22 protein-coding genes are annotated in these 26,038 nt (G+C 71.8%); 13 read left to right on the top strand and 9 right to left on the bottom strand.

The features are described 5' to 3' along the window. Positions 1-74: 74 nt before the first annotated feature. Positions 75-695 carry an SRPBCC family protein gene (locus tag ACZ4K2_RS30185; protein WP_467480556.1) on the top strand — a complete coding sequence of 207 codons (621 nt, stop codon included), beginning with the start codon at positions 75-77 and terminating at the stop codon, positions 693-695. Positions 696-731: 36 nt separating this feature from the next. Further along, complete coding sequence (locus ACZ4K2_RS30180; RefSeq protein ID WP_467480559.1) at positions 732-3,044, top strand: FdhF/YdeP family oxidoreductase; 2,313 nt, start codon at positions 732-734, stop codon at positions 3,042-3,044. 53 nt (positions 3,045-3,097) lie between these two features. On the opposite strand, the gene ACZ4K2_RS30175 is transcribed toward ACZ4K2_RS30180, so the two are convergent. Beyond that, positions 3,098-3,901: an endonuclease I family protein gene (locus ACZ4K2_RS30175; protein WP_467480560.1), complete on the bottom strand. Its 804-nt coding sequence runs from the start codon at positions 3,899-3,901 to the stop codon at positions 3,098-3,100. Positions 3,902-4,392: 491 nt separating this feature from the next. Between ACZ4K2_RS30175 and ACZ4K2_RS30170 the strand changes: the two genes are divergently transcribed. After that, entirely contained in the window at positions 4,393-4,587 is a 195-nt protein-coding gene (locus ACZ4K2_RS30170) for an antitoxin (protein ID WP_467480562.1), read from the top strand. Between the two features lie 468 nt (positions 4,588-5,055). Here the strand turns inward: ACZ4K2_RS30170 and ACZ4K2_RS30165 are convergent, their stop codons facing one another. Together ACZ4K2_RS30165 and ACZ4K2_RS30160 are read right to left on the bottom strand one after the other, a co-directional pair. Further along, entirely contained in the window at positions 5,056-6,219 is a 1,164-nt protein-coding gene (locus ACZ4K2_RS30165; protein WP_467480564.1) for a serine hydrolase domain-containing protein, read from the bottom strand. 92 nt (positions 6,220-6,311) lie between these two features. Then, complete coding sequence (locus ACZ4K2_RS30160; RefSeq protein WP_467480566.1) at positions 6,312-7,475, bottom strand: serine hydrolase domain-containing protein; 1,164 nt, start codon at positions 7,473-7,475, stop codon at positions 6,312-6,314. Positions 7,476-8,165: 690 nt separating this feature from the next. Between ACZ4K2_RS30160 and ACZ4K2_RS30155 the strand changes: the two genes are divergently transcribed. Continuing rightward, positions 8,166-9,515, top strand: coding sequence for an FAD-dependent oxidoreductase (locus ACZ4K2_RS30155; protein WP_467480568.1), 1,350 nt, complete (start codon positions 8,166-8,168; stop codon positions 9,513-9,515). Positions 9,516-9,790: 275 nt separating this feature from the next. Here the strand turns inward: ACZ4K2_RS30155 and ACZ4K2_RS30150 are convergent, their stop codons facing one another. Further along, positions 9,791-11,626, bottom strand: coding sequence for a cholesterol oxidase substrate-binding domain-containing protein (locus ACZ4K2_RS30150; RefSeq protein WP_467480570.1), 1,836 nt, complete (start codon positions 11,624-11,626; stop codon positions 9,791-9,793). 516 nt (positions 11,627-12,142) lie between these two features. After that, the gene (locus tag ACZ4K2_RS30145; RefSeq protein WP_467480572.1) at positions 12,143-12,877 is read right to left on the bottom strand and encodes an SDR family oxidoreductase; all 735 of its coding nucleotides are present in this window, start codon (positions 12,875-12,877) and stop codon (positions 12,143-12,145) included. A gap of 149 nt (positions 12,878-13,026) precedes the next feature. On the opposite strand from ACZ4K2_RS30145, the gene ACZ4K2_RS30140 reads away from it, so the two are divergent. Continuing rightward, complete coding sequence (locus tag ACZ4K2_RS30140) at positions 13,027-13,884, top strand: helix-turn-helix transcriptional regulator (protein WP_467480574.1); 858 nt, start codon at positions 13,027-13,029, stop codon at positions 13,882-13,884. Positions 13,885-14,020: 136 nt separating this feature from the next. Here the strand turns inward: ACZ4K2_RS30140 and ACZ4K2_RS30135 are convergent, their stop codons facing one another. After that, on the bottom strand, positions 14,021-14,653 hold the full coding sequence (locus tag ACZ4K2_RS30135) for a TetR/AcrR family transcriptional regulator (RefSeq protein ID WP_467480576.1): 633 nt from the start codon (positions 14,651-14,653) through the stop codon (positions 14,021-14,023). Between the two features lie 277 nt (positions 14,654-14,930). On the opposite strand from ACZ4K2_RS30135, the gene ACZ4K2_RS30130 reads away from it, so the two are divergent. Beyond that, complete coding sequence (locus ACZ4K2_RS30130) at positions 14,931-16,328, top strand: MFS transporter (protein WP_467480578.1); 1,398 nt, start codon at positions 14,931-14,933, stop codon at positions 16,326-16,328. Continuing rightward, positions 16,325-17,545 (top strand): FAD-dependent monooxygenase, encoded by a 1,221-nt coding sequence (locus ACZ4K2_RS30125; RefSeq protein WP_467480580.1) that lies wholly within the window; start codon positions 16,325-16,327, stop codon positions 17,543-17,545. Before ACZ4K2_RS30130 ends, ACZ4K2_RS30125 begins: the two co-directional genes overlap by 4 nt. A gap of 81 nt (positions 17,546-17,626) precedes the next feature. On the opposite strand, the gene ACZ4K2_RS30120 is transcribed toward ACZ4K2_RS30125, so the two are convergent. Then, the gene (locus tag ACZ4K2_RS30120) at positions 17,627-18,340 is read right to left on the bottom strand and encodes an acyl-CoA dehydrogenase family protein (protein WP_467480582.1); all 714 of its coding nucleotides are present in this window, start codon (positions 18,338-18,340) and stop codon (positions 17,627-17,629) included. A gap of 448 nt (positions 18,341-18,788) precedes the next feature. Here ACZ4K2_RS30120 and ACZ4K2_RS30115 point away from each other — a divergent pair, with 448 nt between their 5' ends. From ACZ4K2_RS30115 to ACZ4K2_RS30105, 3 genes are all read left to right on the top strand, one after another. Further along, positions 18,789-20,105 (top strand): vanadium-dependent haloperoxidase, encoded by a 1,317-nt coding sequence (locus ACZ4K2_RS30115; RefSeq protein ID WP_467480584.1) that lies wholly within the window; start codon positions 18,789-18,791, stop codon positions 20,103-20,105. Positions 20,106-20,539: 434 nt separating this feature from the next. Continuing rightward, complete coding sequence (locus tag ACZ4K2_RS30110) at positions 20,540-21,127, top strand: hypothetical protein (RefSeq protein ID WP_467480586.1); 588 nt, start codon at positions 20,540-20,542, stop codon at positions 21,125-21,127. Between the two features lie 263 nt (positions 21,128-21,390). Further along, on the top strand, positions 21,391-21,864 hold the full coding sequence (locus tag ACZ4K2_RS30105; protein WP_467480588.1) for a hypothetical protein: 474 nt from the start codon (positions 21,391-21,393) through the stop codon (positions 21,862-21,864). Between the two features lie 6 nt (positions 21,865-21,870). Here the strand turns inward: ACZ4K2_RS30105 and ACZ4K2_RS30100 are convergent, their stop codons facing one another. Continuing rightward, positions 21,871-22,197: a hypothetical protein gene (locus ACZ4K2_RS30100; protein ID WP_467480589.1), complete on the bottom strand. Its 327-nt coding sequence runs from the start codon at positions 22,195-22,197 to the stop codon at positions 21,871-21,873. A gap of 37 nt (positions 22,198-22,234) precedes the next feature. Between ACZ4K2_RS30100 and ACZ4K2_RS30095 the strand changes: the two genes are divergently transcribed. From ACZ4K2_RS30095 to ACZ4K2_RS30085, 3 genes are all read left to right on the top strand, one after another. Continuing rightward, on the top strand, positions 22,235-22,756 hold the full coding sequence (locus ACZ4K2_RS30095; RefSeq protein WP_467480593.1) for an SMI1/KNR4 family protein: 522 nt from the start codon (positions 22,235-22,237) through the stop codon (positions 22,754-22,756). A 217-nt stretch (positions 22,757-22,973) separates the two neighbouring features. Continuing rightward, positions 22,974-23,489: a lytic polysaccharide monooxygenase auxiliary activity family 9 protein gene (locus ACZ4K2_RS30090; protein ID WP_467769984.1), complete on the top strand. Its 516-nt coding sequence runs from the start codon at positions 22,974-22,976 to the stop codon at positions 23,487-23,489. Between the two features lie 346 nt (positions 23,490-23,835). Then, positions 23,836-24,606 carry a calcium-binding protein gene (locus ACZ4K2_RS30085; protein WP_467479564.1) on the top strand — a complete coding sequence of 257 codons (771 nt, stop codon included), beginning with the start codon at positions 23,836-23,838 and terminating at the stop codon, positions 24,604-24,606. Positions 24,607-24,834: 228 nt separating this feature from the next. On the opposite strand, the gene ACZ4K2_RS30080 is transcribed toward ACZ4K2_RS30085, so the two are convergent. After that, entirely contained in the window at positions 24,835-26,001 is a 1,167-nt protein-coding gene (locus ACZ4K2_RS30080) for an alkaline phosphatase PhoX (RefSeq protein WP_467479566.1), read from the bottom strand. Positions 26,002-26,038 lie beyond the last annotated feature (37 nt).

The following is a 26,038-nucleotide window of genomic DNA, read 5'->3' as shown; positions in this document are numbered from 1 at the left end:
GGAAGGGAAGCTGTGACCACATGAGGGGAGCCTGCGCGTGACGCCGGGGGCCTCTCACCGCAGGAGAGGCCACGATGGTGCCTGACCGACACTCTCAAGAAGGCGTCTCGGACGCTCCGGAAACGCGCCGGGACGGCAAGGACCGAGGGCGCCGCAGGCCGCTGCACGAGCACCACCTCGAAGAGACGGTCGAGATCGCGGTGCCGGTGCGTACGGCGTACAACCAGTGGACGCAGTTCACGACCTTTCCCCGCTTCTCGACCATGGTGCGCGCCGTCGAACAGCTCCAGCCCACCGTGATCGCCTGGACCCTCGGCCAGGGACTCCTGCGGCGGCGCTTCACGGTGGAGATCGTGGAGCAGGACCCCGATGCCTACCTGGCCTGGCGCAGCCTGGAACAGCGCCCCTCCCACAGAGGCGAGGTGGAGTTCCGGCCGACCGGGGCCGGCGGCACGGCGCTCACCGTCCGCATGCTGCTGGAGCCGCGCGGTGCCGCCGGACTGCTCGCCGGCTCGGCCACGGCCGTGCGCGTGATGGCCAGGCTGGTGCGGCGCGAACTCGTGGACTACCAGCGGTTCATCGAGGGGCTGGGGCAGGAGAGCGGGGCCTGGCGCGCCACCGTCAGGAACGGCCGAGTACAGCACGACCATCCGGAACCGTCCAGGAGCCGCGTGGCCCAGTGGCCCGTCGGCTGACCGGCCCACCGGACACGGCGAGAGAGAGGCAGAACGATGCAGAACCCGCCCGGCGAGGCCCCGGAGACCGAGCTCTCCGTATCACCGCCGAAGAAGTGGGCGGCGGGAGTGCCCGCGGTCGCGCACGCACTGGAGTACTCCCTGGAGCAGACCTCGCCGCGCAAGACGGGGGTGGACCTGCTGACCATGAACCAGGTGGGCGGGGTCGACTGTCCCGGCTGCGCCTGGGCGGACCCGGCCCCGGGGCAGCGCCACCGCAACGAGTACTGCGAGAACGGCGCCAAGCACATCAACGACGAGGCCACGACGCGCCGGATCACCGCCGACTTCTTCCGCGAGCACAGCGTCTCCGACCTCGCCGCGCGCTCCGACATGTGGCTCAACCAGCAGGGCCGGCTCACCGAACCGATGATCAAACGGCCGGGCTCCGACCACTACGAGCCCATCGGCTGGAACGACGCGCTGGGCGTGCTGGCGGAGGAACTGCGCTCGCTCGCCTCCCCCGACGAGGCCGTCTTCTACACCTCCGGCCGGGCCAGCAACGAGGCCGCCTTCGTCCTGCAGCTCTTCGCCCGCGCCTTCGGCACCAACAACCTGCCCGACTGCAGCAACATGTGCCACGAGTCGAGCGGATTCGCCCTGAGCGAGACGCTGGGCACCGGCAAGGGCACGGTCAGCCTCGAGGACCTCCACCACGCCGACCTGATCTTCCTGGTCGGGCAGAACCCCGGAACCAACCATCCGCGCCAGCTCTCGGCCCTGGAGCAGGCCAAGCGCAACGGCGCCCGCATCGTGGCGGTCAACCCGCTGCCCGAGGCCGGGCTGCGCCGTTTCAAGAACCCGCAGAAGCCGCGCGGGGTCGTCGGACGGGGCACCCAGATCGCCGACCGCTTCCTGCACATCAAGCCCGGCGGCGACCTCGCCCTCTTCCAGGCACTCAACCGCCTGCTGCTGGAAGCCGAGGACGCCCGGCCCGGCACCGTGCTGGACCACGACTTCATCGACGCCCACACCGCCGGCTTCCAGGAGTTCGCCGAGCACGCCCGCACCGTCGACTGGGACGACGTGCTCGCCGCGACCGGGCTGACCCGCGAGAAGATCGAACAGGTCCGTGACGACGTCCTGCGCAGCGAACGTGTCATCGTCTGCTGGGCGATGGGCGTCACCCAGCACAAACACGGCGTGCCCACCATCCGCGAGATCGTGAATTTCCTGATGCTGCGCGGCAACCTCGGACGGGCCGGCACCGGCGCCTGCCCGGTGCGCGGGCACAGCAACGTCCAGGGCGACCGCACCATGGGCATCTGGGAGCAGATGCCGGACACCTTCCTCGACGCGCTGCAGGAGGAGTTCGGCTTCGCCCCGCCGCGCCCGCACGGCCTGGACTCGGTGAACTCCATCAGGGCGATGTGTGAGGGCCGCGTCAAGGTGTTCGTCGCCCTGGCCGGCAACTTCGTGCGCGCCGCTCCGGACAGTGAGGTCACCGAGGAGGCCATGCGGTCGTGCCGGCTGACGGCCCACATCTCCACCAAACTGAACCGGTCGCACGTCGTGTGCGGTGAGACCGCGCTGATCCTGCCGACCCTGGGCCGCACCGAACGTGACGTCCAGGCCGCGGGGGAGCAGTTCGTCACGGTGGAGAACTCGATGAGCGTGGTGCACACCTCCCAGGGACGCCTCCAACCGGCCTCCCGCCTCCTGCTCAGCGAGGTGGCGATACTGTGCCGGCTCGCCCGGCACACCCTCGACGGCAGGACGGACATCCCCTGGGACCGGTTCGAGGGTGACTACGGCACGATCCGCGACCGCATCTCCCGCATCGTGCCGGGCTTCCACGACTTCAACGCCCGGGTGGCGCGCCCCGGTGGCTTCCAGCTGCCGAACCCCGTCAACGAGGGCGTGTTCAACACCTCGGCCGGCAAGGCGCTGTTCACCCGCAACGAACCGGTGGTCCCGAAGGCGCCCGAGGGCCACCTGCTGTTGCAGACCATGCGCTCGCACGACCAGTGGAACACCGTCCCCTACACGCTCAACGACCGCTACCGGGGCATCCACGGCAGCCGCCACGTCGTGCTGGTCAACCCGGCCGACCTCGGCGACCTCGGGCTCGCTCCGGGTGACCGGGTCGACCTGGTGAGCGTCTGGGCGGACGGTACGGAACGCCGGGCGGCCGGCTTCCAGGTCGTCTCCTACCCGACCGCCAGGGGCTCCGCCGCCGCCTACTACCCCGAGACCAACGTCCTGGTGCCGCTGGACAGCGTCGCCGACATCAGCAACCAGCCCACGTCGAAGGGCATCGTCGTCCGCGTCGAGCCCGCGCCCGACCGGTCGTCCCCCGCGCCCGCCTGACCGGCAGCAGGAGAAAGGGACGGGCCGGATCCGCCCGGCGCGGCCGGCCCGTCCTACCAGATGGCCTCGACCCACTCGGGGTGGTCGATGAACGGGTTCCGGTTCTTCTGGTAAGTGTCGTAGATGACCTGGTTGCGGCGCTCCTCGAAGGCGTCCGGCGGGTCCTGCTCGTTCCACTGCTTGAGGACGGACAGCCGGCCCATGTAGGGGCTGCTGCCGTTGCCGGCGCTGTCGTTGCCCTCCAGGTCGGACCAGCCGTCGCCGCCCTCGTAGCGGACGATCATGTAGAAGACCATGCGTGCCACGTCGCCCTTGACGGCGTCGCGCGGCTCGAAGGAATCGGAGTCGGTGAGGCTGCCACCGGAGTTGGTGAAGCCGCTGCCGCCCTTGTCGAAGTCCTTGTTGCCCCGGACGCCGTTGACCTGGACGTCCTCCGGGCGAATGTGGTGCAGGTCGGTGCCCGGGCCGGTGGAGGTCGTCAGGTTGCCGTGCGAGATGGCCCACACGTGCTCGCGGTTCCAGTCGCCGACGTCACCGCCGTTGAGCGTCTTGCTGCGGGAGATGCCCGAGTACAGCAGCTTGACGTTGTTGCTGTTGGCCGGGTCCTGGTCGGTGACCTTCAGCGCCTCCCAGAGCGCCGAGTAGGACAGCTTGGTCTGGGTGCTGATGATGGTGTGCAGCGAGGACTTGAGACTGGTGCCCGTCTTGCCCACGGCGTTCTTGTAGTACGTCGAGTCGTACGCCGTCGTGGTCGCCCCTGCGGGGGTGGCGGTGAGGGCGGGGGCGGTGAGGCCGACCAGGACGGCGGCCGTGGCGAATGCCACCGACTTCCAGCGGCGGGTGCGTGAGGCCGGCATGCGGGGTCCCATCTACGCGGGTTGAATGGAGACGGCACCCGGGAGAATGGCATGGACATGCAGTCAAATGGGTGACGGGTGAGTGTCGGTTGGATGACGAGGGAGCACAACTCGCGCCGTGTCCGCGCGAGACCGGCCGCTCGATTCGCTGCGCGCCACCACCGTCGGCGAGTTGCCTCATCGGCGCGGGGGCGTTCCGTCCCGTCCCGGAACAGCACGCCGTCCGGCCTTCCGGCCCTGCCGCGCGCTGCCGCGTCTTCGTTCCGCCCGTCGGGCTGCCTGCTGCCGGCGCTCGTCGCCGTGGTCCGCCGGGTCATCGCTCTCCGTGTGCCGCCGGCTGGTGGACCGATGCGCCGCCGGGCCGCCGCAGTGGGAACGGCCCGCGTCCACCCGGCGCGCGAGCACGTCGTTCCCGGACCGGTAGGTGAGGAGCCGGGCGCGCAGGGTACTCGCGGCCGGGTAAGACGTACGCGTTCCCCTGGGAGGTGTCCATGAGCAGGCTGGGCGACATGGCGAACAAGGCCAAGGAGATGGCGAAGAGCCACCCGGACCAGGCTGACAAGGGCGTGGACAGCGCCGAGCGAATGATCGACGAGCGCACGGGTGACAAGTACGACGCCCAGACCGACAAGGCCGCCGAGGCGGTGCGCCGTTCCTACGGGCGCCCCGAAGCGACGGACCGCTGACGGGCCGTCGGTTCCCGCCCGGCAGCGAACCCCCTGGCGCACCCGGGTTCCATCGGTCGTTGCAACACCCCGGTCCACGGGGCGCGATGGACTTCGGGATCCGCGAGGACCGGGCAGGCAGTGGGCGCCGTCCGGCACGACGACTCGCGCAGCCCACTCGTGGCTCCCGGGCACTCGGCCCGGGAGCCACCGCGCTTGACCGCATCCGTACCTCGACCGGCACCACGCTCCGCAAGCCGGTTCACCGCGCGTCCGCCCGAGCGGGTGACGTGCCCGGATCCGGGGCCGCCGAACGCAGGGAAGGGGCCCGCGTCCGACACGAAAGGGCATCCGCTGGGGACGCCCCCCTCGCCACCGCGGCCGGCCCGGCCGCGCGCCGGTGCGCACGCACCATCGCCGGACCGACAGCCGCGGCCCGGCCCGGATGGCCGAGGAGACACGGGCTCCGCGCCCCGGGCCGGGCGGAAGTCAGCGGCAGAGGGCCGCGTCGACCGCGTCGGTCATGCGCTTGGCGGTGGGCGCGTCCGGAATGGTGGTGACGGCGATGTTGACGGCACGGCCGTCCTCCGTGACGCCGCCCCGGGTCCGGTAGCCCACGGCGGTGCCGCCGTGGCCCCACACGAGTCCGCCGCAGCTCAGTGGCCTGCTCTGGATGCCCAGGCCGTAGCGGACGCCAGGGCCCAGGAACTCGGCCGGGACGGTGGTGCGCATCTGGGCGAGCTGGGCGGCGGGCAGCAGACGACCCGTCAGGAGCGCGCTGTAGAAGGTGTTGAGGTCGGTGTTGGTGGACACGACCGCCCCTGCGGACCAGGCCATCGAGGAGTCCATCTCGGTGTAGTCGATCGGTGGCGCGTCCGGGCCGGTGTTCAGGTAGCCGTGCGGGTGGGGCTCGCGGAGGGCGGTCTCCCCGGTGGACGGGACGTAGGTGTGGCGCAGGCCGATCCGGTCGATGACGCGCCTGGTGACCTCCTCGCCGAAGGGGCGGCCGGTGACCTTCTGGATCAGCAGGCCGGCCACCAGGTAGTTGGTGTTGCTGTACTCCCAGCCGGTCCCGGCGGGGAACCGCGCCTTCTGGGCCAGGGCGCCGTCGAGGAGCTCGCGCGGCTCGAAGTAGCGGTACTGGATGGTGGTGAAGTCGGTCAGCGCCGGGGCGCCCATGTAGTCGGGCAGGCCGCTGGTGTGCTGGAGCAGCTGGCGGACCGTGATGTTCCGGCCGTCGAAGCCGTCGCCGCGCACCAGGCCGGGCAGGTAGGTGTCCACGCTCGCGTCCAGGCCGACCTTGCCCTCGGCGACCAGTTGCAGGACGACGACGGCGGTGAACGCCTTGGTGTTGCTGCCGGCCCGGATCTGCCCGTCGACCGGGACCCTGGCCCCGGTGGCCAGGTCGCCGACGCCGGCGGTGTAGGTGCGGCTGCGGCCGTCGCGGTCCTTGACGGTGGCGAGGGCGGCGGGCATCCCGTCGTCCTCGACCAGCGCGTCGAGGCGCTGCTGCACGACGTCCGGGCGTGGTGCGGCGGAGGCCGCGGTCGGGGCGATCGCGGTCAGCGCGAGCCCGGCGGCGGCCGTGGCCGTCGTGGCGTACCGCACCATGCGGACGCGGCGCGCCGTGCGCCGCGGGGTGTGTTCGTTCATCGGAACTCCACTGCTGGGAAGAAGAGGGAGGCGCGAGGCGGTGCGGCGGGGTGGCCGGCGCCGAGGACCGGCGCCGGCCACCCAGGGGACGATCAGCGGCAGAGCGCCTCGTTCACCGCCTGCTCCACGTGCTTTGCGGTGTCGTCGTCCGCCATCGTGGTGACGGCGATGTTCACGGCGCGGCCGTCGTCGGTGGTGCCGCCGAAGGTCTGGTAGCCCGGGATCGTCCCGCCGTGCCCCCAGGCGAGCCCGCCGCAGGGGAGCGGGCGGCTCAGCAGGCCGAGTCCGTAGCGGGCTCCGGTGCCGACCTCGTCGGCGGGGACGGTGGTGCGCATCTGGGCGAGCTGGGCCGCGGGCAGCAGACGGCCGCCGAGCAGCGCGCCGTAGAACCGGGTGACATCGGTGTTGGTCGAGACGATCGCGCCGGCCGCCCAGCCCCAGGACGGGTCCAGCTCCGTGTAGTCGCGCAGCGACCCGTCCGCGGCACGCTGGTAGCCCTTGGGGTGGGCCTCGTGGATCGTCATGTCCCCGGGGGCGGGGAAGTAGGTGTGGCGCAGGCCGATCCGATCGATGACGCGCCTGGTGACCTCCTCGCCGAGCGGGCGTCCGGTGACCTTCTGAACGATCATGCCCGCCAGCAGGTAGTTGGTGTTGCTGTACCCCCACTGGGCGCCGGGCGCGAAGTCGGCCTTCTTCGCCAGCGCGGCGTCGAGGAGTTCACGCGGTTCGAAGTAGCGCTTGGGCTCGTTGAGGACGACCTCGTGGTTGACGTAGTCGGGCAGGCCGCTGGTGTGCTGGAGCAGCTGGCGGACCGTGATGTTCCGGCCGTCGAAGCCGTCGCCGCGCACCAGGCCGGGCAGGTAGGTGTCCACGCTCGCGTCCAGGCCGACCTTGCCCTCGGCGACCAGTTGCAGGACGACGACGGCGGTGAACGCCTTGGTGTTGCTGCCGATCCGCACCTGCCCGTCCACCGGGACCCTGGACCTGGTGGCCGCGTCGCCGACGCCGGCGGTGTAGGTGCGGCTGCGGCCGTCGCGGTCCTTGACGGTGGCGAGGGCGGCGGGCACCCCGTCCTTCCGGACCAGGTCGTCGAGGCGCTGCTGCACGACGTCCGGCCGCGGTCCGGCGGAGGCCGTGGCCGGTGCCAGGATGCCGGCCACCACGGCGGCGGCCACCGCGGTCACGGTCACCGCCACCCCGCGTCGGCGACCGCGGAGGCGGTTCGGACGGTGGTGCCGCGGTGCGTGTTCGTTCACGGGAAAGCTCCTCCGGGTAGGGCGCCGGAGCTCTTCTCGGCGCCTACCCAGAGGACCATCCGACGGACCGTCGATCCGTCCGCGCAGAGGACGAAACCGCCCCCGGGAACGTGCTCCTGGGCGGGGCCGGGCACGGGACCGTACTCCCAGGGCCGTACGGTCCGTCCGCGCCCACCGCGCAGCGTCGACCGGCGCCTCCGCCCCCGGCCTCCTGCCGGCTCACCGCAGCATGCCCATGCCCATGCCCATGCCCATGTCCTGCTCCGGGGACGCGGTCAGGCCGGCACCCCTGCGCCACGGACACCGCGTGCACGGCCGGTCGCGGCGCGGAGCAAACAGGGCCTATCGGGCTTTTCGGGCCTCCGGGTGCCGGGCGTGACAGCGTGAGTGCCGGGCTGTCCGGTTCCGGCCCGTGCGCCGACCCGCCGGCTCTACGGTGTGACGGTGGGCGACGGGGGTGATACGGCCGGCCGGCGGAGATTCGTCGAGCACTCCGGCGTTCGGGCCACGATGCCGCGCCACCGCGCGGGCCACGAGCGGCGCGCATGGGGACCGATGCGCGGCCCGCGAGCCGGATCAGGGGCCTCCCACCGCGCTCTCGGAGGCTTTTTCGAGCCCCGTGTCGAGCCCGCGGGCGGCGACGTTGACCAGGTACAGGAAGCTCAGGCCCGGGCGCGAGTAGGAGACGCTATGAGAGCAGACCGCCCTTGGGGCAGAGCCGTCGTCATCGGCGGCAGCTACGCGGGGCTGGTGACCGCACGCGTACTGGCCGACTTCTTCCGCGAGGTCGTCCTCGTGGAACGGGACGCCGTCGACGAGGACACCGGCGCTCATCCGGGCGCCCCGCAGGGCTATCACGCACACGCGATGCTGGCCCGGGGCGGGCAGATCCTGGAGCGGCTCTTCCCCGGACTGCGCGAAGAACTGAGGGAAGCGGGAGCGCCGGTATTCGACTACGGAGAGGGCATCGACTTCCTGCTGCCCGCCGGACTCGCACCACGGCAGCGTACGGGCGTGGCGATCCAGACCTTCACCCGCGACGAACTCGAACGCCGACTGCGCCGCAGGGTACTCGCACTCGCCCAGGTCACACTGGTGCCGTCCACCCAGTGCACCGGCCTGATCCAGGACTCGCCGGGCCGCGTGAGCGGCGTGACGTGCCAGTCGCGAAGCGAGGAGCCCTACCCCCTTGCCGCCGATCTCGTCGTCGACGCCTCCGGACGGTCCAGCTCCCTGGCGCACTGGCTGGACGCGATCGGGATCAGCACCCCGCCCGAACGGACCGTCAAGGCCAAAGTCACCTACACGTCGATGAACTTCGACCGGCCGGACGAGAGCGACCCCGGCCACCCCGACTTCTACATCGCCTATCAGATGCTGTTCGCTCCCACCGTGCCCCGGGCCGGCGTCATGCTCGCCGTGGAACGTGGTCGATGGACCTGCTCACTCTTCGGGTTCCAGGACCGGCCTCCGACCGACGACGAGGGCTTCCTGGCCTTCGCGGAGAGCCTCGACAACCCACGCCTTGCCGAGCACATCGCCCGCCGCACCGTCCAGGAGCCCACCCGCCGCTACACCAACGCCGACAACCAGTGGCGGCCTTACCACGCCGTCAAGGACTGGCCGGAGCGCCTCATCGCCGTCGGCGACGCCGTCTGCGTCCTCAACCCCGTCTACGGACAGGGCCTGACCGTCGCCGCGATGGAGGCGGAACTGCTGCGGAGCATGCTCGAGCGGCACAGCGCCGCCGGGCGACTGGACGGCCTCGCCGTCGGATTCCAGAAGAAGGTGGGCCGCCTGCTGCTGGGCCCGTGGACACTGTCCATCAACTCCGACCTGATGTGGAGCCCGAAGGGCCAACCCCTTACCGCGCGATTCGCCCACTGGTACAACACCCGTCTCTTCCACGTGGCGGTGAAGGACGCAACCGTGTGGACCAGGTTCGTACGAGTGGTGAACATGGTGTCCTCCCCGGCCGTGCTGTTCCATCCCCTGGTGGCGCTCAAGGTCCTCACGGCCGCCTCGCGGCGCGGCTCCTGATCCACTCCCGGCTGCGGCTGCGGCTGCCAGCGCTTGGGCTCACCGGCCCAACCAGGGGCCGTTGCCGGTGCGTTCGTTCTGCCGGATCCGCTTCCTGAGCGCTGCGCGCGGGGCGGGTGGTGCGCAGCGCCCCCGTCCTCGGTACTGCCGTCACAGGAGGGCTTCCGGGAACGGCTCCGGGGACGGACCCGCCCGCGCCGTGGAGGGGTAGGGCACCGGCACCGGTGGCCGTCACCGGTGCCGGTATCCGCGCGGGAGGCCCGGCGCCCGGCGGCTCAGCGCAGCAGCGCGTCGAGGAACGGGCTGGAGACCACGTGGTGGGGATCGAGCCGGTTCAGGATCGCGACCGCCTCGTCCCAGCCAGGGCCGCCTCCGGCGCGCAGGGAGGCGGGGACGACCCGGGTGAGGACGTCCGGGTCGGACCACGCGGCGGTGTCGGTGTACGCCCAGCCCTTGGACCACTCCACCCGGACCGTGGCCCGGTCCCCGTCCAGGGTGAGGAGGAACCGCTCGATGTCCCGGTAGAAGCGGTGCAGGGAGGGGGTGGCCGGCAGGGAGAGGACGTCGATCCACACGGCGGTGTCGACGTCCGGCCGGTCCGGACGCGGCCGCAGGGCGGACAGCAGCGGTGGCCGGGCGCCGGGCACGCCGCACACGGAGGGGTCCTCCAGGCCGGTCACCCGGATCTCCACCTGGCCGTTGACCGGGTATTCGCCGCGGGCCGCGTACTCGGCGAGCAGCGTGCGGTAGAAGTCGGCGAACCGGCTGACCACCCACTGGAGATCGGCGCGGCGGGTGAGGACGGCGTAGCCGTTGGCCGTCTCGCGCAGGGTGGTGGGCCGTACGTACTCCAGCAGGTTGCGCGAGGCGCCCCACAGGTCCGAGCGCAGCCCGCCCGCCAGCAGGTGGGTGAGCACGTCGCCGGTCAGTACGTCCCGCACGGGCGTTCCCGACAGCAGGACGTCGGTGATGTCGCCGGTCAGCGCGACCTTGGCCAGCAGGTACTGGACCTGTCCGAAGAGCGGGGCGCTCGCCCAGGCTCCGGACACCAGGCTTCCGGCGAGCCGGGCCACCGGCTCGGGGAGCGAGTCGGAGAACGGGTAGTTGTACGGCTCGTCGACGGCGCGGGCGGCGAACGGCCGGTCGGGGGCGACGCTCCAGACCTTCAGCCAGGGTTTGTCGGTGAACGCGAACCAGATGGCCTCCGCCCGGCCGTGGCTGTCCACGAAGCCGGCCAGGGTGCGGGTGCAGGCCGGGGCGCCGGGGGCGGCGAACAGTTCGGTGGCCGGGATGTCCAGGAAGGACCGGCAGCGCAGGTTGTGGTCGGCGCCCACCCGCAGCACGGCCTCGGTGACGAGCGTACGGCCGAGGTGGGTGAGGAGCGCGTCGCAGTCGGGCTCGGCCCGGCCGACCGTCCGCAGGACGTACGCGCCGGCGGCGGCGTCCCAGACGACCGCGGTCAGTTCGGTGACCAGGTTGCTCAGCGAGCCGTACCCGTGGCCGGGTGCCGGGTGCTCGCCGGTGGCGGGGACGGCCGTGCCGTGGGCGCCGATGGCCAGCGCGCCGCCGACGGACAGTTCACCGGGCGCGGGCGCCGAGACGACGCCGTACCCGTGCGCGCCGGCGAACGCGAGGAGTTCCTCCAGCAGGGCGCCGGTCCGGACCCGGATCAGGGCCGAGCCGTCGGGGTCCTGCCGCTCCAGCGACATCCCGGTGAGGTGCGCGGTGGTGTCCACCAGTACGACCCGGGCCTCGGCGGGTGTGCCGTCGGCCACCGTGAGCGGGGCCCAGCCGTGCCGCTTGCCCTGGGCGCGTACCGTCCAGCCCGCACCGTGGGCCCAGTTGACGACGTCGAGCACGTCCTGCGGGGTGCGCGGCGCGCATGTCCACAGCTGGTCGGCGCGGATCTCACCGGCCCAGTTCTCGTACACGCGCCGGTAGACGTCGGGCCCGGCCGGGAAGCCGGGCGGCGGCGACGGCACGTCGGCGTAGGCGCTGCCCGGCCGGATCACCCCCCGTAACAGCCAGACCGCGCCACCCGCGGCGACGGACGACGCGAGCAGTCTGCGCCGCGACAGCCCGCCGTCCTGAACCGAAGACCCGTCCGTCATCTTGCGAGAACCTCCCCTTGGGACACCGAAGCCGCCCACGACGACCGGGCCGCCCTCACCGTGACCCGGCCGGCCGCGGGCCGGTCCCCCTACCCCACCACCGAACCGGGGCATCGGCCAACCCCCTCATCACGACGCCTCACCCACCGGCCGCCCCTGTCCGCGACGACGTTGCCGGCGCTGATCCGGGTGCCGTCCGGGCATGGCCGGCCGGGCCGGTCGGCGTGGATCCGGCGGTCAGCCGGGCTCATCAGGTTGCCGCAGCCGGCCGTCCGGCCCCGGACGCGCTGCTGGGCCTCGGGCTGCGCCACGGCGACGTGGTCGGCGCCGTGCCGGTGGGTGCCGTCCTGGCCGGCACCGGGGCGGTGCGCGTCGGCGGGGGACCGGAGGTGGGAGGGGTGATGCCGCGCGTGGCGGCGCGGGGCGTTCCGCGTGCCGGGCGGACGCGGGAGCGGGTCGTCGTGGTGCAGGGGCTGCCGGGTCAGTACACGAGTCCGCCGGATGGCTGTCCGGCCCCTACTGCGCACTGGCCGCCGGGCGCACCACGATCTCGTTCACGTCCACCTCGGCGGGCCGGGAGACGGCGAAGGCAATGGCGGCGGCGATCGCGGACGCCGGAACGGCCACCGAGCGGTAGGTCTTCATGTCCTCGCGCGCACGCGGGTCGGAGATGGAGTCGGCGAGCTCGGACTCGGTGACGCCCGGGGAGACCACGGTGACCCGGATGTCCCCGGCCGACTCCTGGCGCAGCCCCTCGGACAGGGCGCGCACGGCGAACTTGGTGGCGCAGTAGACGGCGGCCGTCGGCACCACCTCGTACGCGCCGACTGAAGCGACGTTCACGACGTGGCCGCCGCCCTGCTCCCGCATGACCGGCAGGGCGGCGGCGATGCCGTGCAGCACCCCGCGGACGTTCACGTCGAGCATCCGGTCCCACTCGTCCACCCTCAACTCCGACAGCGGCGAGAGCGGCATCACTCCGGCGTTGTTGACCATCACGTCCACCCGCCCCCAGCGCTCGGTCGCGGCCGACACGAAGGCCCGCACGTCGGCGGCATCGGTGACGTCAAGCCGTCGGAAGTCGGCGGTGCCCCCGTCGGCGGTGATCCGCCCGGTCAGCTTCTCCAGGCGGTCGGTGCGGCGCGCACCCAGGAACACCCGGTGGCCGTCGGCGGCCAGGCGCAGGGCCGTCGCCTCACCGATCCCGCTGCTCGCGCCGGTCACCAGGACGACCTTGGTGGTCTGCGTCATGACGATGTCCTTCCGGTGGACGGATGGTTCCGCGGTCGGCTGACCGCGCCACCGAGTCTGTGCGGAACGCCGGGCACGGACCAGGACGGTCCCCGCCCGGGTGCGGCACACCCAGGCAACGCGCTGGACGGCCGCCTAGTCTGTGGCGCATGGACGAGAACCACCTGGGTGCCTTCCTGCGCGCCCGCCGGGCCGGCCTCACGCCGCGGGACGTGGGCATGGTCAGCCACGGGACGCGCAGGGTCGCCGGACTGCGCCGGGAGGAGGTCGCGGTCCTCGCCGGGATGAACGTCGACTACTACACCCGCCTGGAACAGGGCCGTGAACGCAATCCCTCCCCGCAGGTGCTGGACGCCCTCGCCCGCGCCCTGCGGCTGGACGGCGACGCGCGGACGCACCTGTTCCGCCTGGCCGGCGGCACACCCGGTGCGGAACGCTCCGCCCACACGGCGGCCGGGGTGAGTCCGGCGCTGCGCCAGTTGATGGACGGCTACCCGCACACCCCGGCGTTCGTCCTGGGCCGTACCCTGGACGTCCTCGCCACCAACGCCCTGGCCGACGCGCTCTTCACCCCGTTCGACCCGGCGGACAACCTGGCCCGCATGATCTTCCTCGCCCCCGCGGGCCGGCACTTCTATGTGGACTGGGAGCGGGCGGCCCAGGCCGCCGTGGCCAATCTGCGCGAGAGCGCCGGCCTCGACCCGGACAGCCCGGAACTGCGCCGACTGGTCGCCGAACTCACCGGGCACAGCGCGGAGTTCGGCCGTCTGTGGAACGCTCACGACGTGCGCGGCAAGAGCCGGGACGCCAAGAACCTGAACCACCCCGAAGTCGGTGCCCTCGCCCTCACCTATCAGGCCTTCGACGTGCGCGACGCCCCCGGTCAGCAGCTTGTCATCTACCACGCCGAACCGGGCAGCCCGAGCGCCCGGGCCCTCGGCCTCCTCGGCTCCCTGCACGCCACCCGGCGCCGCGCGGAGGCCGGGCCGCGTGCCCACCGAGGTTGAACCCGTGATGGCGCCGCCTTGCTCAGGTGGGTCTGAGCACAGGATCCGAAGTGAGGATCAGCCGCTGAGATCCTGAAGCGCGTCGTCACGAGTTCCACGGGGGAGGGAGGCGCCGTTCTCTCCTGCTGCCCCGGCCCTACACGGTTCGGTAGGCCCGCAGAAAGGTCCGCACTCCCTCGGCGATGAGCGGCCGGACCCGGGTGTCCTCCGCGGCATTCGCGGAACCGAGCCTGTCCAGCGCGACGCCGAAGGTCAGCGCGATGAACTGGTCGGCCGCGAGCCGGGGGTCGGGGACGTCGAGCAGCCCGGCCGCGGCGAAGGCGGCGAACCGCCCGGCGACCGCCTCGTCGGGGGTGTCGGCCATGGAGTTGTAGCCCCGGTGCGGCAGGTGGCCGGATTCCGTCCGGACGAGTCGTTGCAGCGTCGCGTACTCCGCCGAGCCGAGCATGTCGGTCGCGATGCGCATCGAGAACGTGACCAGGGCGTCCTCCAGGCCGGCGGCATCGGTGAGATCGGTGAGGGTGTCGTCGAGGGTGCGCCGGATCGTGGTGATCATTGACTGGCCGATGTCGTCGACGACTGCTTGCAGCAGCGTCCGCTTGTCGCCGAAGTAGTCGTAGACCGTCCGCTTGGACACCTCGGCCCGGGCGGCGACCGCGTCGACGCTGGACCGGTCGAAGCCGTCGGCGAGGAACAGTTCCCGGGCCGCCGAGAGGATGGCGGCCCGCTTCCGCGCGGACCCTTCGCGCAGTGTCTTCGTAGTCGGCATGCCCGCATCCTAACTGTTCTACACTGCACGGTGTAGTGTAATAATGGCTCTGGGCGGATCGCACCCGCCCACCCGCTCCGCCCGGCGGAGCCGCACACGCGTCACCTCGGATACCGGGTTCACCCGGCCCGACGACCCCGGACCCGTCCCCGGAGCACCCTGCACACCACGCCCCGTGGGGCATGGCCGCCGCGTCCGCGCCGGGCCCGGCAAGGCGGCAGCGCCATGCGTACGGCCACCCTCTTCCCTCGCCCGGCAATGACGGAAAGGAACCTCCATGACCGCGACTCTGGCTCCCCCGGTCCGCATCGGAAAGGCCGCTGTCGGGGCCCTCGGCATGCTGGCGGTCGCCACGGGCGCATTGGAGTCGGTGGTGACGCCGACGCTCCCGCTCCTGCAACGCGAGCTGGACATGAGTCCGGCCGAAGGCGCGTTACTCAGCATCGTGCTCCTCATCACCGGCGCGCTCGTCACACCACTCGCAGGCAAGTTAGGCGACCGATACGGCGGGAAACGGGTCCTGGTCCGGCTGATGGCGGTGGTCTCGGCCGGTGGCCTGGTGTCCGCACTGGCGCCGAACCTGCCCGTCCTGCTGTTCGGCCAGGTACTGCAGGGGGCGATGGTGGGCGCGCTGCCCCTGTCGTTCATCGTGGTGCGCAAACACCTTCCCGCGGGAGAGTCGAAGGTGGCCATCGGGATCGTCAGCGGGCTGTTCGTGGGGGGCGGGATGGTGGGAACGCTGTCGGCCGGGCCCGTGGCGGAAGGGCTGTCCCGGCACTGGATGTTCGCTCTGCCGACGATCGCGGTCATCGGGTCGACCATGCTGGTGAACAGGCTGATGCCGCACGATCCGCCGGGCCGGGAGGACGACGCCGGGATCGACTGGCCCGGCCTGCTCCTCTTGAGCGGGACGTTGGTCACGCTCATGCTCGTGCTCGCGCTGGCGCCCGACATCGGCTCACAACCGCTCCTGCTCGGCGCCCTCGTCGTGGTCCTGGCCGCGTTCGTGATCGGATGGACAGCCGTCGAGCGTCGTGCGGCCTCGCCGATGGTCGATCTGCGCATGCTGGCACGGCCCGCGATGTGGAAGTCGTGTGTGCTGACGTTCGTGATCTGCGTCGGTACCTCGGTGGCGGTCTATCTCGTCCCGCAACTGTTCGCGGTGTCCGCCGACGGGTACGGCTTCGGGGCCGGCGCCACCGAGATCGGCTTCTTCCTGCTGCCCGGCGCCGTGGCCGCGTCGCTGGCCGGGCCGGTCAGCGGGATCGGGGCGCGGCGTTTCGGTTCGCGTGCCGTGGTCACCGCCGGAGCCGTCACGATGGCCGTCGCCCTGCTCGTCCTGGCGGCCGTGCACACCGAGGTCTGGCACCTCGTCATCGGCAAAGGGGTGATCGCGCTCGCCAACGGCCTGTGCGTCACGGCGCTGGTGACCGGCACCGCCACTTCCGTCGAGCAGAGCGACACCGGCATCGCCACCAGCCTGGTCCTGGTGACTCGCGTTCTCGGCTACGCCGTGGGCGCGCAGGTCGGTGGTGCGCTCCTCACCGCCGCGACCCCTCACGGATCGGACGTCCCGGCCGAATCGGCCTTCGTCACCGGCTTCTTCACAGCCGGCGCCGTCACGGCGCTGTCCCTGCTCGTCACCCGCACCATGGGCAAAGGAGTCGACGAATGACCCACACCGGACTGCCGAGGGATGCCCGTACCAGGCCGAGGCGGAAGGTCCTGATATCCGGGGCCGGCGTCGCGGGGCCCGCCCTCGCGTTCTGGCTGAACCGCTACGGGTTCGCGGTCACGGTGGTCGAGAAGGCGCGCACCCCTCGTGACGGCGGGTACCCCATCGACGTTCGCGGCACCGCACTCGAGGTCGTCCGCAGGATGGGCATCCTGCCGCGACTGCGGGACGCGCACATCGACCTGCGCCGGCTGACCTTCCTCGACGAGGACGGCAGCGAGGTGGTCTCGGTCACCCCGCACACCGTCACCGGCGGTGCCCCGGGCCGGGACCTGGAGGTGCGGCGGGGGGATCTGGCCGGCGCTCTCCACGCGGCGGTCCGTGACGACGTGGAGTTCTTGTTCGACGACTCCATCGACACCCTCGACCAGTCCGGCCACGAGGTCGACGTCACCTTCCACGGGGGCGGCAGGCGTACGTTCGACATGGTGCTCGGCGCGGACGGTCTGCACTCCCGTACCCGCGATTCCCTGTTCGGCCCCGAAGAGCAGTTCCACCGGTACCTCGGCTACTGCTTCGCGGTGTTCACCATGCGCAACACCCTCGGCCTCTTCCGCGAGACCGTGATGTGGAACGCCCCGGGCAGGGCCGCGGCACTCTATGCCGTGGGGGACGACGACGAAGTGCACGCCTTCCTCAACTTCGCCCACCCGGAACCGCCGTTCGACGCGTTCCGGAACCCGACGGCCCAACGGGACCTGGTCGCCGCCGTCTTCACCGACGCGGGATGGGAGGTCCCAGGCATGCTCGCCGCCATGCGCGACGCGGATGACCTGTTCTTCGACGCGGTCGGCCAGATCCGCATGCCCCGCTGGTCCAGCGGCAGGGCCGCGCTGGTGGGCGACGCCGCGTACGCGCCCTCGTTCCTCACCGGCCAGGGCACCAGCCTGGCGCTCGTCGGCGCGTACATGCTCGCCGGTTCCCTGGCCGACCGGGACCACGCCGCCGGCTTCGCCGCCTACGAGCACAGCACCCGTGGGTTCGTGACCATGAACCAGGACCAGGTCGGTGAGCGCGACACCACACTCTTCCCCACCACCGCCCGGGCCCTGGAGCGGCGCAACGACATGCTGCGCAGTCTCAGCACCATGCCCGCCACGGCGGGACGACCGGCCCACTCGGCGCTCATCCTGCCGGAATTCATGCCCATGACATGAGCACCGGGGTCCCCGCCGGCGGCCACCCGGACGGTCAGGTCAGGTCGAGGAAGCTCCACCGGGCGTCCGGCCGGGCACCGCTCAACCACTTGCCGCAGTTCTGGAGCACGACCGGGCTGGACGTGATGTGCTGCGCCCCCGTCCCGAGGTCGCGCAGGAAACGGTCGACCGGGCCGCGGCGGATCGCCGCCGAGCCGGCCCAGCGGTGCACGGTGCGGCCAGCCCGAGCACGTCCCAGTTGCCGTCCAGGGTCACCTGCGCCTTCGGCATCGCGAGGACCCGCAGCTCATCGGTGCCCTCTACGTGGACCGCGCTGTGGACGTGGGTGGCGTGCGCCATCCCGGAGGCGAACTGCCACTGGCCGCTGACCCGGTAGCCGCCCTCCACGGGGACGGCCCGGCCGGGGCGCGTGCCGTGCCCGGAGAGCAGCGCGTACTTCCCGTTCGGCACGTCGGGGAACAGCTCGGCCGACGCGTCCCCGGAGAGGTACGCCGCGGTGGTCCCGGTCATCAGCTGCAGCGCGAACATGGTCCACCCGGCCGCGGCGTCGTGGTAGCTCGTCCGCTCCGCCGTCTCGATCAGCTGCCGCGGCGCGAACTCGTACCCGCCAAGGCTCAGCGGGAGCTCGGCCCGCACGATCCCGGTGTCCAGCAGCGCCCGCGCCGTGTCCTCCGGCAGCCTCCCCGACTTCTCGGCCGCGTCAGCCCGTTCGTCGAGTACCGGGCCGAGCGCGTCGATCCGCTCCAGCACCCCCGCCAGTTCCGCACTGACATGCAGCCGACCCTTGCCCTCCACGGAATCCCCCTCCTTGTGGTCTGCTTCCCGATCGTCTTACGCACCACCCGGAGGCCAGGGCCTGCCGGCCCGCCACGGGACGATCCCCGAGTCCGGACGGCCGGCTGGTCGTACTGGCCCCCCCCGGGGCTGCGGCGAAGAGCCCCCACCCCCCCGGGGCGAGCCCCGGAACACCGGGCCCCGGGCCGCGGCAGCGGTCCCGCCGCCTGGCCGATCGGCCGGTCCTGACCTGGGGTTTCAGGCCGGCGGAGGACCACTTCGGCACCATCGCGCCCAACCGGCCAACCATGTGGCGGCTTCCGGCCGAACCTCACCCATGGCCTGGCGTACGCACGCCACCGCGCTCAGCATTCCTGACGATCGTCGAACCGGAGAGGGACCGACTGTCATGAGGGCATCCGACACGCGGGGTGGGCACAGACCGAGGTGGGCGCCGACGCGCCGGGCCGTGCTGGCATGCCTGGGCGCGGGAGCAGCCACCGCGGTACTGCCGGCGTTCGAGGCGCGGGCCGAGGCCGCGCCGTACGAACCGGTGCACTACTGGAGCAAGATCCTGGAAGACGCGGTGCGGCGAGTCGGCGGGGCACCCGGCCCGCTGGCCCGCGGCGCCGCGATCATGCACCTGGCGATGTACGACGCGGCCAACTCCGTCACTCCGATCGGGCGACCGTACCTGGTCAAGCAGCCGGTTCTCGGGGCGGCTTCGCTGAACGCGGCCATCTGCACTGCCGCGTACACCGTACTGCGCAACCTGTATCCGGCCATCACCTCCTTCCAGGGCAACCACACCTGGGCCCTGTCGCAGGACGCCTCCACCGTGACCCAGGCGGAGAAGGACCGCGGCAGCGCCATCGGCAAGGCCGCCGCCGACGCCCTGCTCAACGCCCGCGCCGACGACGGCGCACTCGCCCCCGCCGCCTACACCCCCGACGGCGAACCGGGCGCCTGGCTGGCCACGGGGCCGGAGTCCGCCGCCACCCCGCAGTGGGGCAGCCTCAAGCCGTTCGGCATGAGTTCGTCCAGCCAGTTCCGGCCCCCGCTCCCGGGCGGCTTCGCCACCTACCAGGCATTGCTGCGCAGTGCGCAGTACGCGGAGCAGGTCGACGAGGTACGCCGGTTCGGAGGCCACAGCGACACCCAGCGCACCACGGTCCTGCGCACCGCCGAACAAACCGAGATCGCCACGTTCTGGGCGAACGACCTGGACGGCACCTACAAGCCCCCCTCGCAGCTCTTCCAGCACACCCGCATCATCGCCCGTAAGAAGACGCTCACCGTCGTCCAGAACGCCAGGCTGTTCGCCCTCTTGGCCCTGGCCCTGGCCGACGCGGCCATCGCGTCCTGGGACGCCGAGTACAACACCCCGATCGACCTGTGGCGCCCCGTCTCGGCGATCAACCGCGCCGACACCGACGGCAACGACGCCACCACGGCCGACCCGGACTGGCGGCCCCTGTCCTCGCGCGACGACGGCAGCAGCTACACCCCGCCCTTCCCCGCCTGCATCTCCGGGCACGCCACCTTCGCGGGCGCCTGGGCCGCCGTGCTGCGCCTCTACTTCGCCACCGACGTCATCGCCTTCTCGGCCACCACGAACGACTCCTACAACGGCGGTGTGTACCGGTCGTTCAACACTCTGTCCGCGGCCGCCGAGGAGAACACCCTCAGCCGCGTCTTCCTGGGCGTCCACTACCGGTGGGACGGCGAACAAGGCCTGGCCACCGGGGACGCGGTCGGCCGGCACATCGCGAACACCTACCTCTGACGGCCCCTCCGGCTGCTCCGCCCGGACCCCCGGGGGAGGCCGCCCCGGAGCGGCTCGTCCGTCCGCGTACGGCGCCCGAGGCCCGGTACGACCGGGGTGCTCTGCGCTCCCCTGCCGGGCTGTGCGGCCCGTCGGCAGGCTCCGGCGCGGCCCCCTCCTAGCACGGCTCAGGTCGTCGCGTCCGCAGCGACGTGCCGTCATTACGGGAGTGAGGAGGCATCAGAATGTCACCTGAAGAGCCTAATAATGTGTCAATACGCTTTTTAATTCGCCTATGTGACGTGACGTCAGCTCGCTGGCAGAGGCCCAAGAATACCCTGTTCGGAGCTGAAACCCCGATCTTCCGGTATGCCCGCCATGTCGACCTTGGGTAAGTTCGTTCACGAGTCGGCCGACGGGCCGGCGTCTCTCTCTGTGCGACAGGAGATCGTGAGATGAAGCTTCGTTCGACCGTGGTCACCGCCGCTGTGTCGGCTGCCGCCGCCATGGCCGCGACCGGCATCACGTACGCCTCGGCCGCCTCCGCTTCGGTGCCCCAGGAGGCCCCGGCCGTCGTCGCCGCCGCAACCGGCGGTAACGGCGGTAACGGCAACGGCAACGGCAACGGCAAGGGCAACGAGGGCAACAACAGCAAGGGGAACGAGGGCCGGGGCAACGAGGGCCGGGGCAACGAGGGCCGCGGTAACGAGGGCCGGGGCAACGACAGGGACGAGGACAACGAGGGCCGGGGCGAGGAGGAGGGCCGTATCCACATCAACGAGCGCTCGTACTCCACCCGCCCCGGTGACTGCATCACCGTGGTCAGCGGTCTGGGCGCGAAGACCCTGAACGTCCGCAACGAGAGCCGCAAGGCCGTCGAGGTCTTCCGTGGGGCCGTCTGTGACAACGGCGCTCCCATCGCCACCGTCGGCCCGCACAGCTCCAGCTACGGCGTGGAGCCGGGCTGCACCGAGGGCATCGACATCGAGCACGGTGTGGTGGCCAGCTTCCGGGTGGTCAAGCGTCACCACGACGAGTACTAGTCCGCGGCCGACCGCATACTGTGGAGCCCCGGCCCGCCGGAATCGGGCCGGGGTCCCAGTTTGGCCCATGTGCGTGGCGGTCACGTCCCCATAGCCCTGCCGGTTCCGGATGCCGGGCGAACGGCAGCCGGTGTCCGCGCGGCCGCCCCTCGTCCTCCCTGACCGCCCCGCCTGCGGTTTCGTGGCCGTCGGTGTGCTCTCAGTCCGCCGCCCCCGGCTGTCTGCCCGGCGCTTTCCCGGCCCGCAAACGGGTGAGGAGTGACATGAGCATCCGCCTGGTGGAAGACGTGAGCGACGGCACCTACGTCCTGGACCGCCTCGCCGTCACGCTGACCCCGGCGCTGCCCTGGCTGGGGCACCGGGCCCGATGGGAGATGAACGGCCGCCTCAAGGAGCCCGTCGACCTGACCCGGGTCACCTGCAACGTGATCATGAAATTCGGGCCGGTGAAGATGCTCGACAGAAACTACAGGCTGCGCGACCTGCTCGAGAGCCTGGGCGCGAGGCTCTCGGGCGACCTCAGGCCGGCTGCCGGACCGTGGCGGCAGACATGGAACCTCCAGCTCCCCGAAGCGGTGCCGGTGGCCGAGTTCCGCATCCTGCTGCGCGCTCGCACGGACAGCGGGCAGAACTTCCTCGCCCTGGACATCGCCCTGAACTTCAGTCACAGGTTCCGCCCCACCCCGGCGGGTGGCGGAGCGGGCTCACGCGTGCTGCAGGGCGCACACCGGCGCTGACCGAGATCAAGCGGATCGGGTCCAGATCCCCGTGCGGGCCGTCCGCGGTGAACGGCACCCGTCCTGGGGACCAGCCGCCCGTCGGGGCATCATGGCGTGCAGGTCCACAGCGCGGTCGACGCGCAGCAGCCCTTCCCCGCCGAGGAAGGCACCGATGTCCTCCGTGTCCTCCTCGTCGCCGACCAGCAGTGCGGGCAGCGGCTTGCCGGTGTGCTCCCACAGCCGGCGGATCCGTTCCTCCGGTCCGGCATGGCTGACCGAGGCGCGTCCAGGCGCGTCCAGCGTGGTCGCAGGGCGAGTCGGCGGCTCGTAGGCTACCGGTGACGGGGGCACCGGCCAGGACGCCCGGAAGCTGGTGGAAGGGGCTGTGGTGGCAACGCTTTCAGAGATCCGAGCCCTGTTGGGCGAACCCCGGTTCAACTGGTCGGACGCGGCACCGTGGGTCGAAATGGAGCGGGAGTTCGGTGTCGAATTCCCCGCGGACTTCCGCGAGATCGTGAATGCCTACGGTTCGATCCAGATCAACGGGCAGCTATACCTGGAGCACCCTGCCGGCCATCTTCTGCACAGCCTGGGAGTGACCATCAGGGGGGATCTCGAGATGTGGCGGGAGGAGGGCATGGCGGAGTTCCTGCCCAGTCCGGCCGGCGCGAACCCCGGTGAGCTGATGCCGGTGGCGTCGGCCATGACGGGGGAATGGGTTTTCCTCCGTGTTCCAGACGGACCCTCGTCGCCCTGGCGCGTCCTGGTTCAGGAGCTCGACAGTCCGGCCTGGACCCTTCACGAGATGACGTTCGGTGAATGGCTGCTGGCTTATCTCAGGGGTGAGGACGTGACGGTGTGTTCTCGCAACTTCGCGCCTGACCGCCCGTTCTACGAACCCCTGTCCTGAAGCGGCAAGCTCGCCTGTGCACACGACGGCAGCCCGCCGGCGCGGCCGGGACGGGCCGGTTTCCGCGCGTCGCCCGAAACCTGGCTTGGTCTAGACCAAGCGGGGTACGCTTCCCTCGCACTCGTGGCCGTCCCCGCGGTCATGGGAGTGCTGCATGACATGCTCATGCCTTCCTGCTCATGGGCGGGTGGGCGCCGACCCCCACACAGGAGTTGTCATGAAGAGCAAGAAGATGCTGGCCGCCGCCATCGGCGCGGGGATCGCCCCGCTCCTGGCCGTCAGCCTGCCGGCCAGCAGCGCCAGCGCGCACGGTTACATCTCCACGCCGCCCAGCCGGCAGGCGCAGTGTGCCGCCGGCACGGTCTCCTGCGGTTCCATCAAGTACGAGCCGCAGAGTGTCGAGGGCCCGAAGGGTCTGACGAGCTGCAGCGGGGGCAATGCCGCCTTCGCGGAGCTCGACAACGACAGCAAGGGCTGGAAGGTCACCCCGGTCAGCCGCACCACCAGCTTCAACTGGCAGCTGACGGCCCGGCACGCCACCTCCACGTGGCAGTACTACGCCGGCGGCCGCAAGATCGCGGAGTTCAACGACGGTGGCCGCCAGCCGGGTGCGACCGTCACCCACCAGGTGAACTTCGGCAGCCTGACCGGCCGTCAGAAGGTACTGGCGGTGTGGAACATCGCCGACACCCCCAACGCCTTCTACGCCTGCGTGGACGTGAACGTCAGCTGACGCTGCCCGGCCCGGCCCTGCCGGGACGAGCCGGTCCCGGACCGGCCGACGCCGGGGCCTTCTCGACGCCGGCCGGTTCGGAGGATGCGGCACCCGGATCAAGAACGTCGCCTGGTCGCGGCCTGTGCCGTGGTGGCGGCCGACGAGTGGGGCCGCACGGCGCCGCCCCGAGGACATCCGGCCCCCGGAGCGCGCCGGACGGACGCCGCACAGCGCTCCGCCCCCGGTCACCCCGCGGGCCGAGTGCCGTCGGCGGTGCGGTCGGGTGGACGCCGCCGCCGTCGGGGCCGCACACGTCCCCCTGTCATCCGGTCGACCCACGGTCGCCGCATCGAGATGAGGTCTCATGAACCGACATTCGGTCACCGTCCCCGCGGCCGCCGTGGCGCTGCTCGCCGCCGGGCTCGCCGCCGCCCCGGCCTCCGCCGCTCCCGCCGCCGGGGCGCAGGCCCGTGTCGGGGCCGACTGGGCCACCCAGTCGATCGTCTTCACCGCCGCCGCGGGGCAGGCCAACGACCTGCACGTGTTCCCCATGGACCGCGGCGCCGGCATCCGGCAGATCGGCTTCCGCGACGCGGTCCCGCTCTCTCCCGGTGACCACTGCACCTACTACGACCCCGCGGACGACACCTTCGTCGTCTGCGAACTGCCCACCGGCAGCGCCCGGTCGGACAGGATCGACATCTTCCTCGGCGACGGCGACGACAAGATCGTCACCAGTGACCCCGGGGTGGGCACCGTGCGGGGCGGGCCCGGCGACGACGAACTGCACGCCCACACCGCGCACACGGTACGGGGCGACGCGGGGAACGACATGGTCATGGGACGCGTGGTCCTGGACGGCGGCGACGGCGCGGACCACCTGATGGGCGACGACACGGACCAGCGGCTGTGGGGCGGGCCGGGCGACGACAGGATCGAGGCGTACGGCGGCGCGGACGTCGTACACGCCGGCCCCGGTGACGACCGCGCCCTGGGCGGGGACGGCCACGACATCCTCCTCGGCGGTCCCGGCGACGACAACCTGAACGGCGAGGACGGCGACGACCTGGTCAGCGGCGGTCCCGGGCGGGACACCGTCGAGGGCGGCCCGGGCCGCGACATCGTCCTGCCGTAGCCACGAGCCCCCGGGTGGCGGGCCGGGCGGGCCGGCAGCGCGGATCCCGCGCGCCGGCCCCGCACCGGCCTCGGTTCCATGAGGGGAGGCATGCTCCGCGCTCTGCCGCACGCCGGCCTTCGTACGGCCTCACGCCCTGCTCGGACGGTCCTGCGGTCCCGCCCTCGGCAGGGGCTGACGCCCGGGCCGGTGCGTTGCCGCACCGGCCCGGCCGTCAGTCGACTGCCGTCAGGCAGTGGTGCGGAACGGGCCGGTCACCTCGTAGGTGATGCCGCCGGAGGAACTGCCGGACGTGCCGCGCTGGCTGGAGAAGTACAGCCGCCTGCCGTCGGGGGAGAACGCCGGGCCGGTGATCTCCGAGCCGGACTGGCCGTTGATCCTCAGGAAGGGAGCGACGACGTCGTCGGGGGTGATGACGCAGATCTCCATGTTGCCGCCGTCCTCGGCGACGAACAGGTCCCCCGAGGAGCTGCCCGTGACGTTGTCGACGCCGGTCAGCGGGGCGGTGCCGTTGGTGACCAGGCTGTCGTCGTAGGCGAGTTCGTAGGTGTTGCCGAGCAGGTTGAGCTGCCAGACGCGGTTGTCACCCTTCGTGGTGAACCAGACGGTGTCCTTCGAGTAGTGGCAGCCCTCGCCGCCGTTGAAGATCTTGGCACCGGAGACCTGGTCGCGGGTGGCCGTGGGGGAGCCGTCCGGATCGGGCACGTTCGCCCAGGTGAAGGAGCCGGAGGTTCCGGTGCCGGCGACCAGCACCTGGAGGGTGCCGGCGGACAGGTTGCCCCAGGTGCCGGGAACGAACCGGTAGAAGCAGCCGTCCGGCTCGTCCTCGGTCAGGTAGATGACCTTGCGCACCGGGTCGGCAGCGGCCGCCTCGTGCTTGAACTGGCCCATCGCGGGGCGGCGGACCGCGGCGTTCACACCCCAGGGGTCGGTTTCGTAGACGTAGCCGCCGCTCACCTCCTCACACGACAGCCAGGTGTTCCACGGCGTCGCGCCGCCCGCACAGTTGTTCCGGGTGCTGGACAGGACGCGGTAGGCGCCCGTGATGGAACCCGAGGAGTTGAACTTGACGGCTCCCGCGCCGCCACCGGTGGAGACCTCGGAGTTGGAGACGTAGATCCAGCCCGTACCGTCGGCGAAGCACGCGCCGCCGTCGGGGGCGTTGTGCCAGGTGTACGAAGTGCCGGTGACGGTCTGGCCGGAGCGGGCGATGACCCTGCTGGTGAAGCCGCCGGGCAGGAGGATGCCGTTGGCGTCGGCGGCCAGCAGACCACCGTACGGGCCGACGCCGTTCTGCGCCGGGGCCGCGTAGGCGGCGCCACGCATGAGGGTGCCGCCGAAGACGGCGGCCGAGGTGCCGAGCACGGCACCACGCAGGAAGTTGCGACGTTCCACAGTTGCTCCTTCAGCCTGGCAAGGGTGAACGATGACT

This window comes from Streptomyces sp. NPDC025833, assembly GCF_055558055.1.
This window is presented reverse-complemented; position numbering and strand designations above follow the sequence as displayed.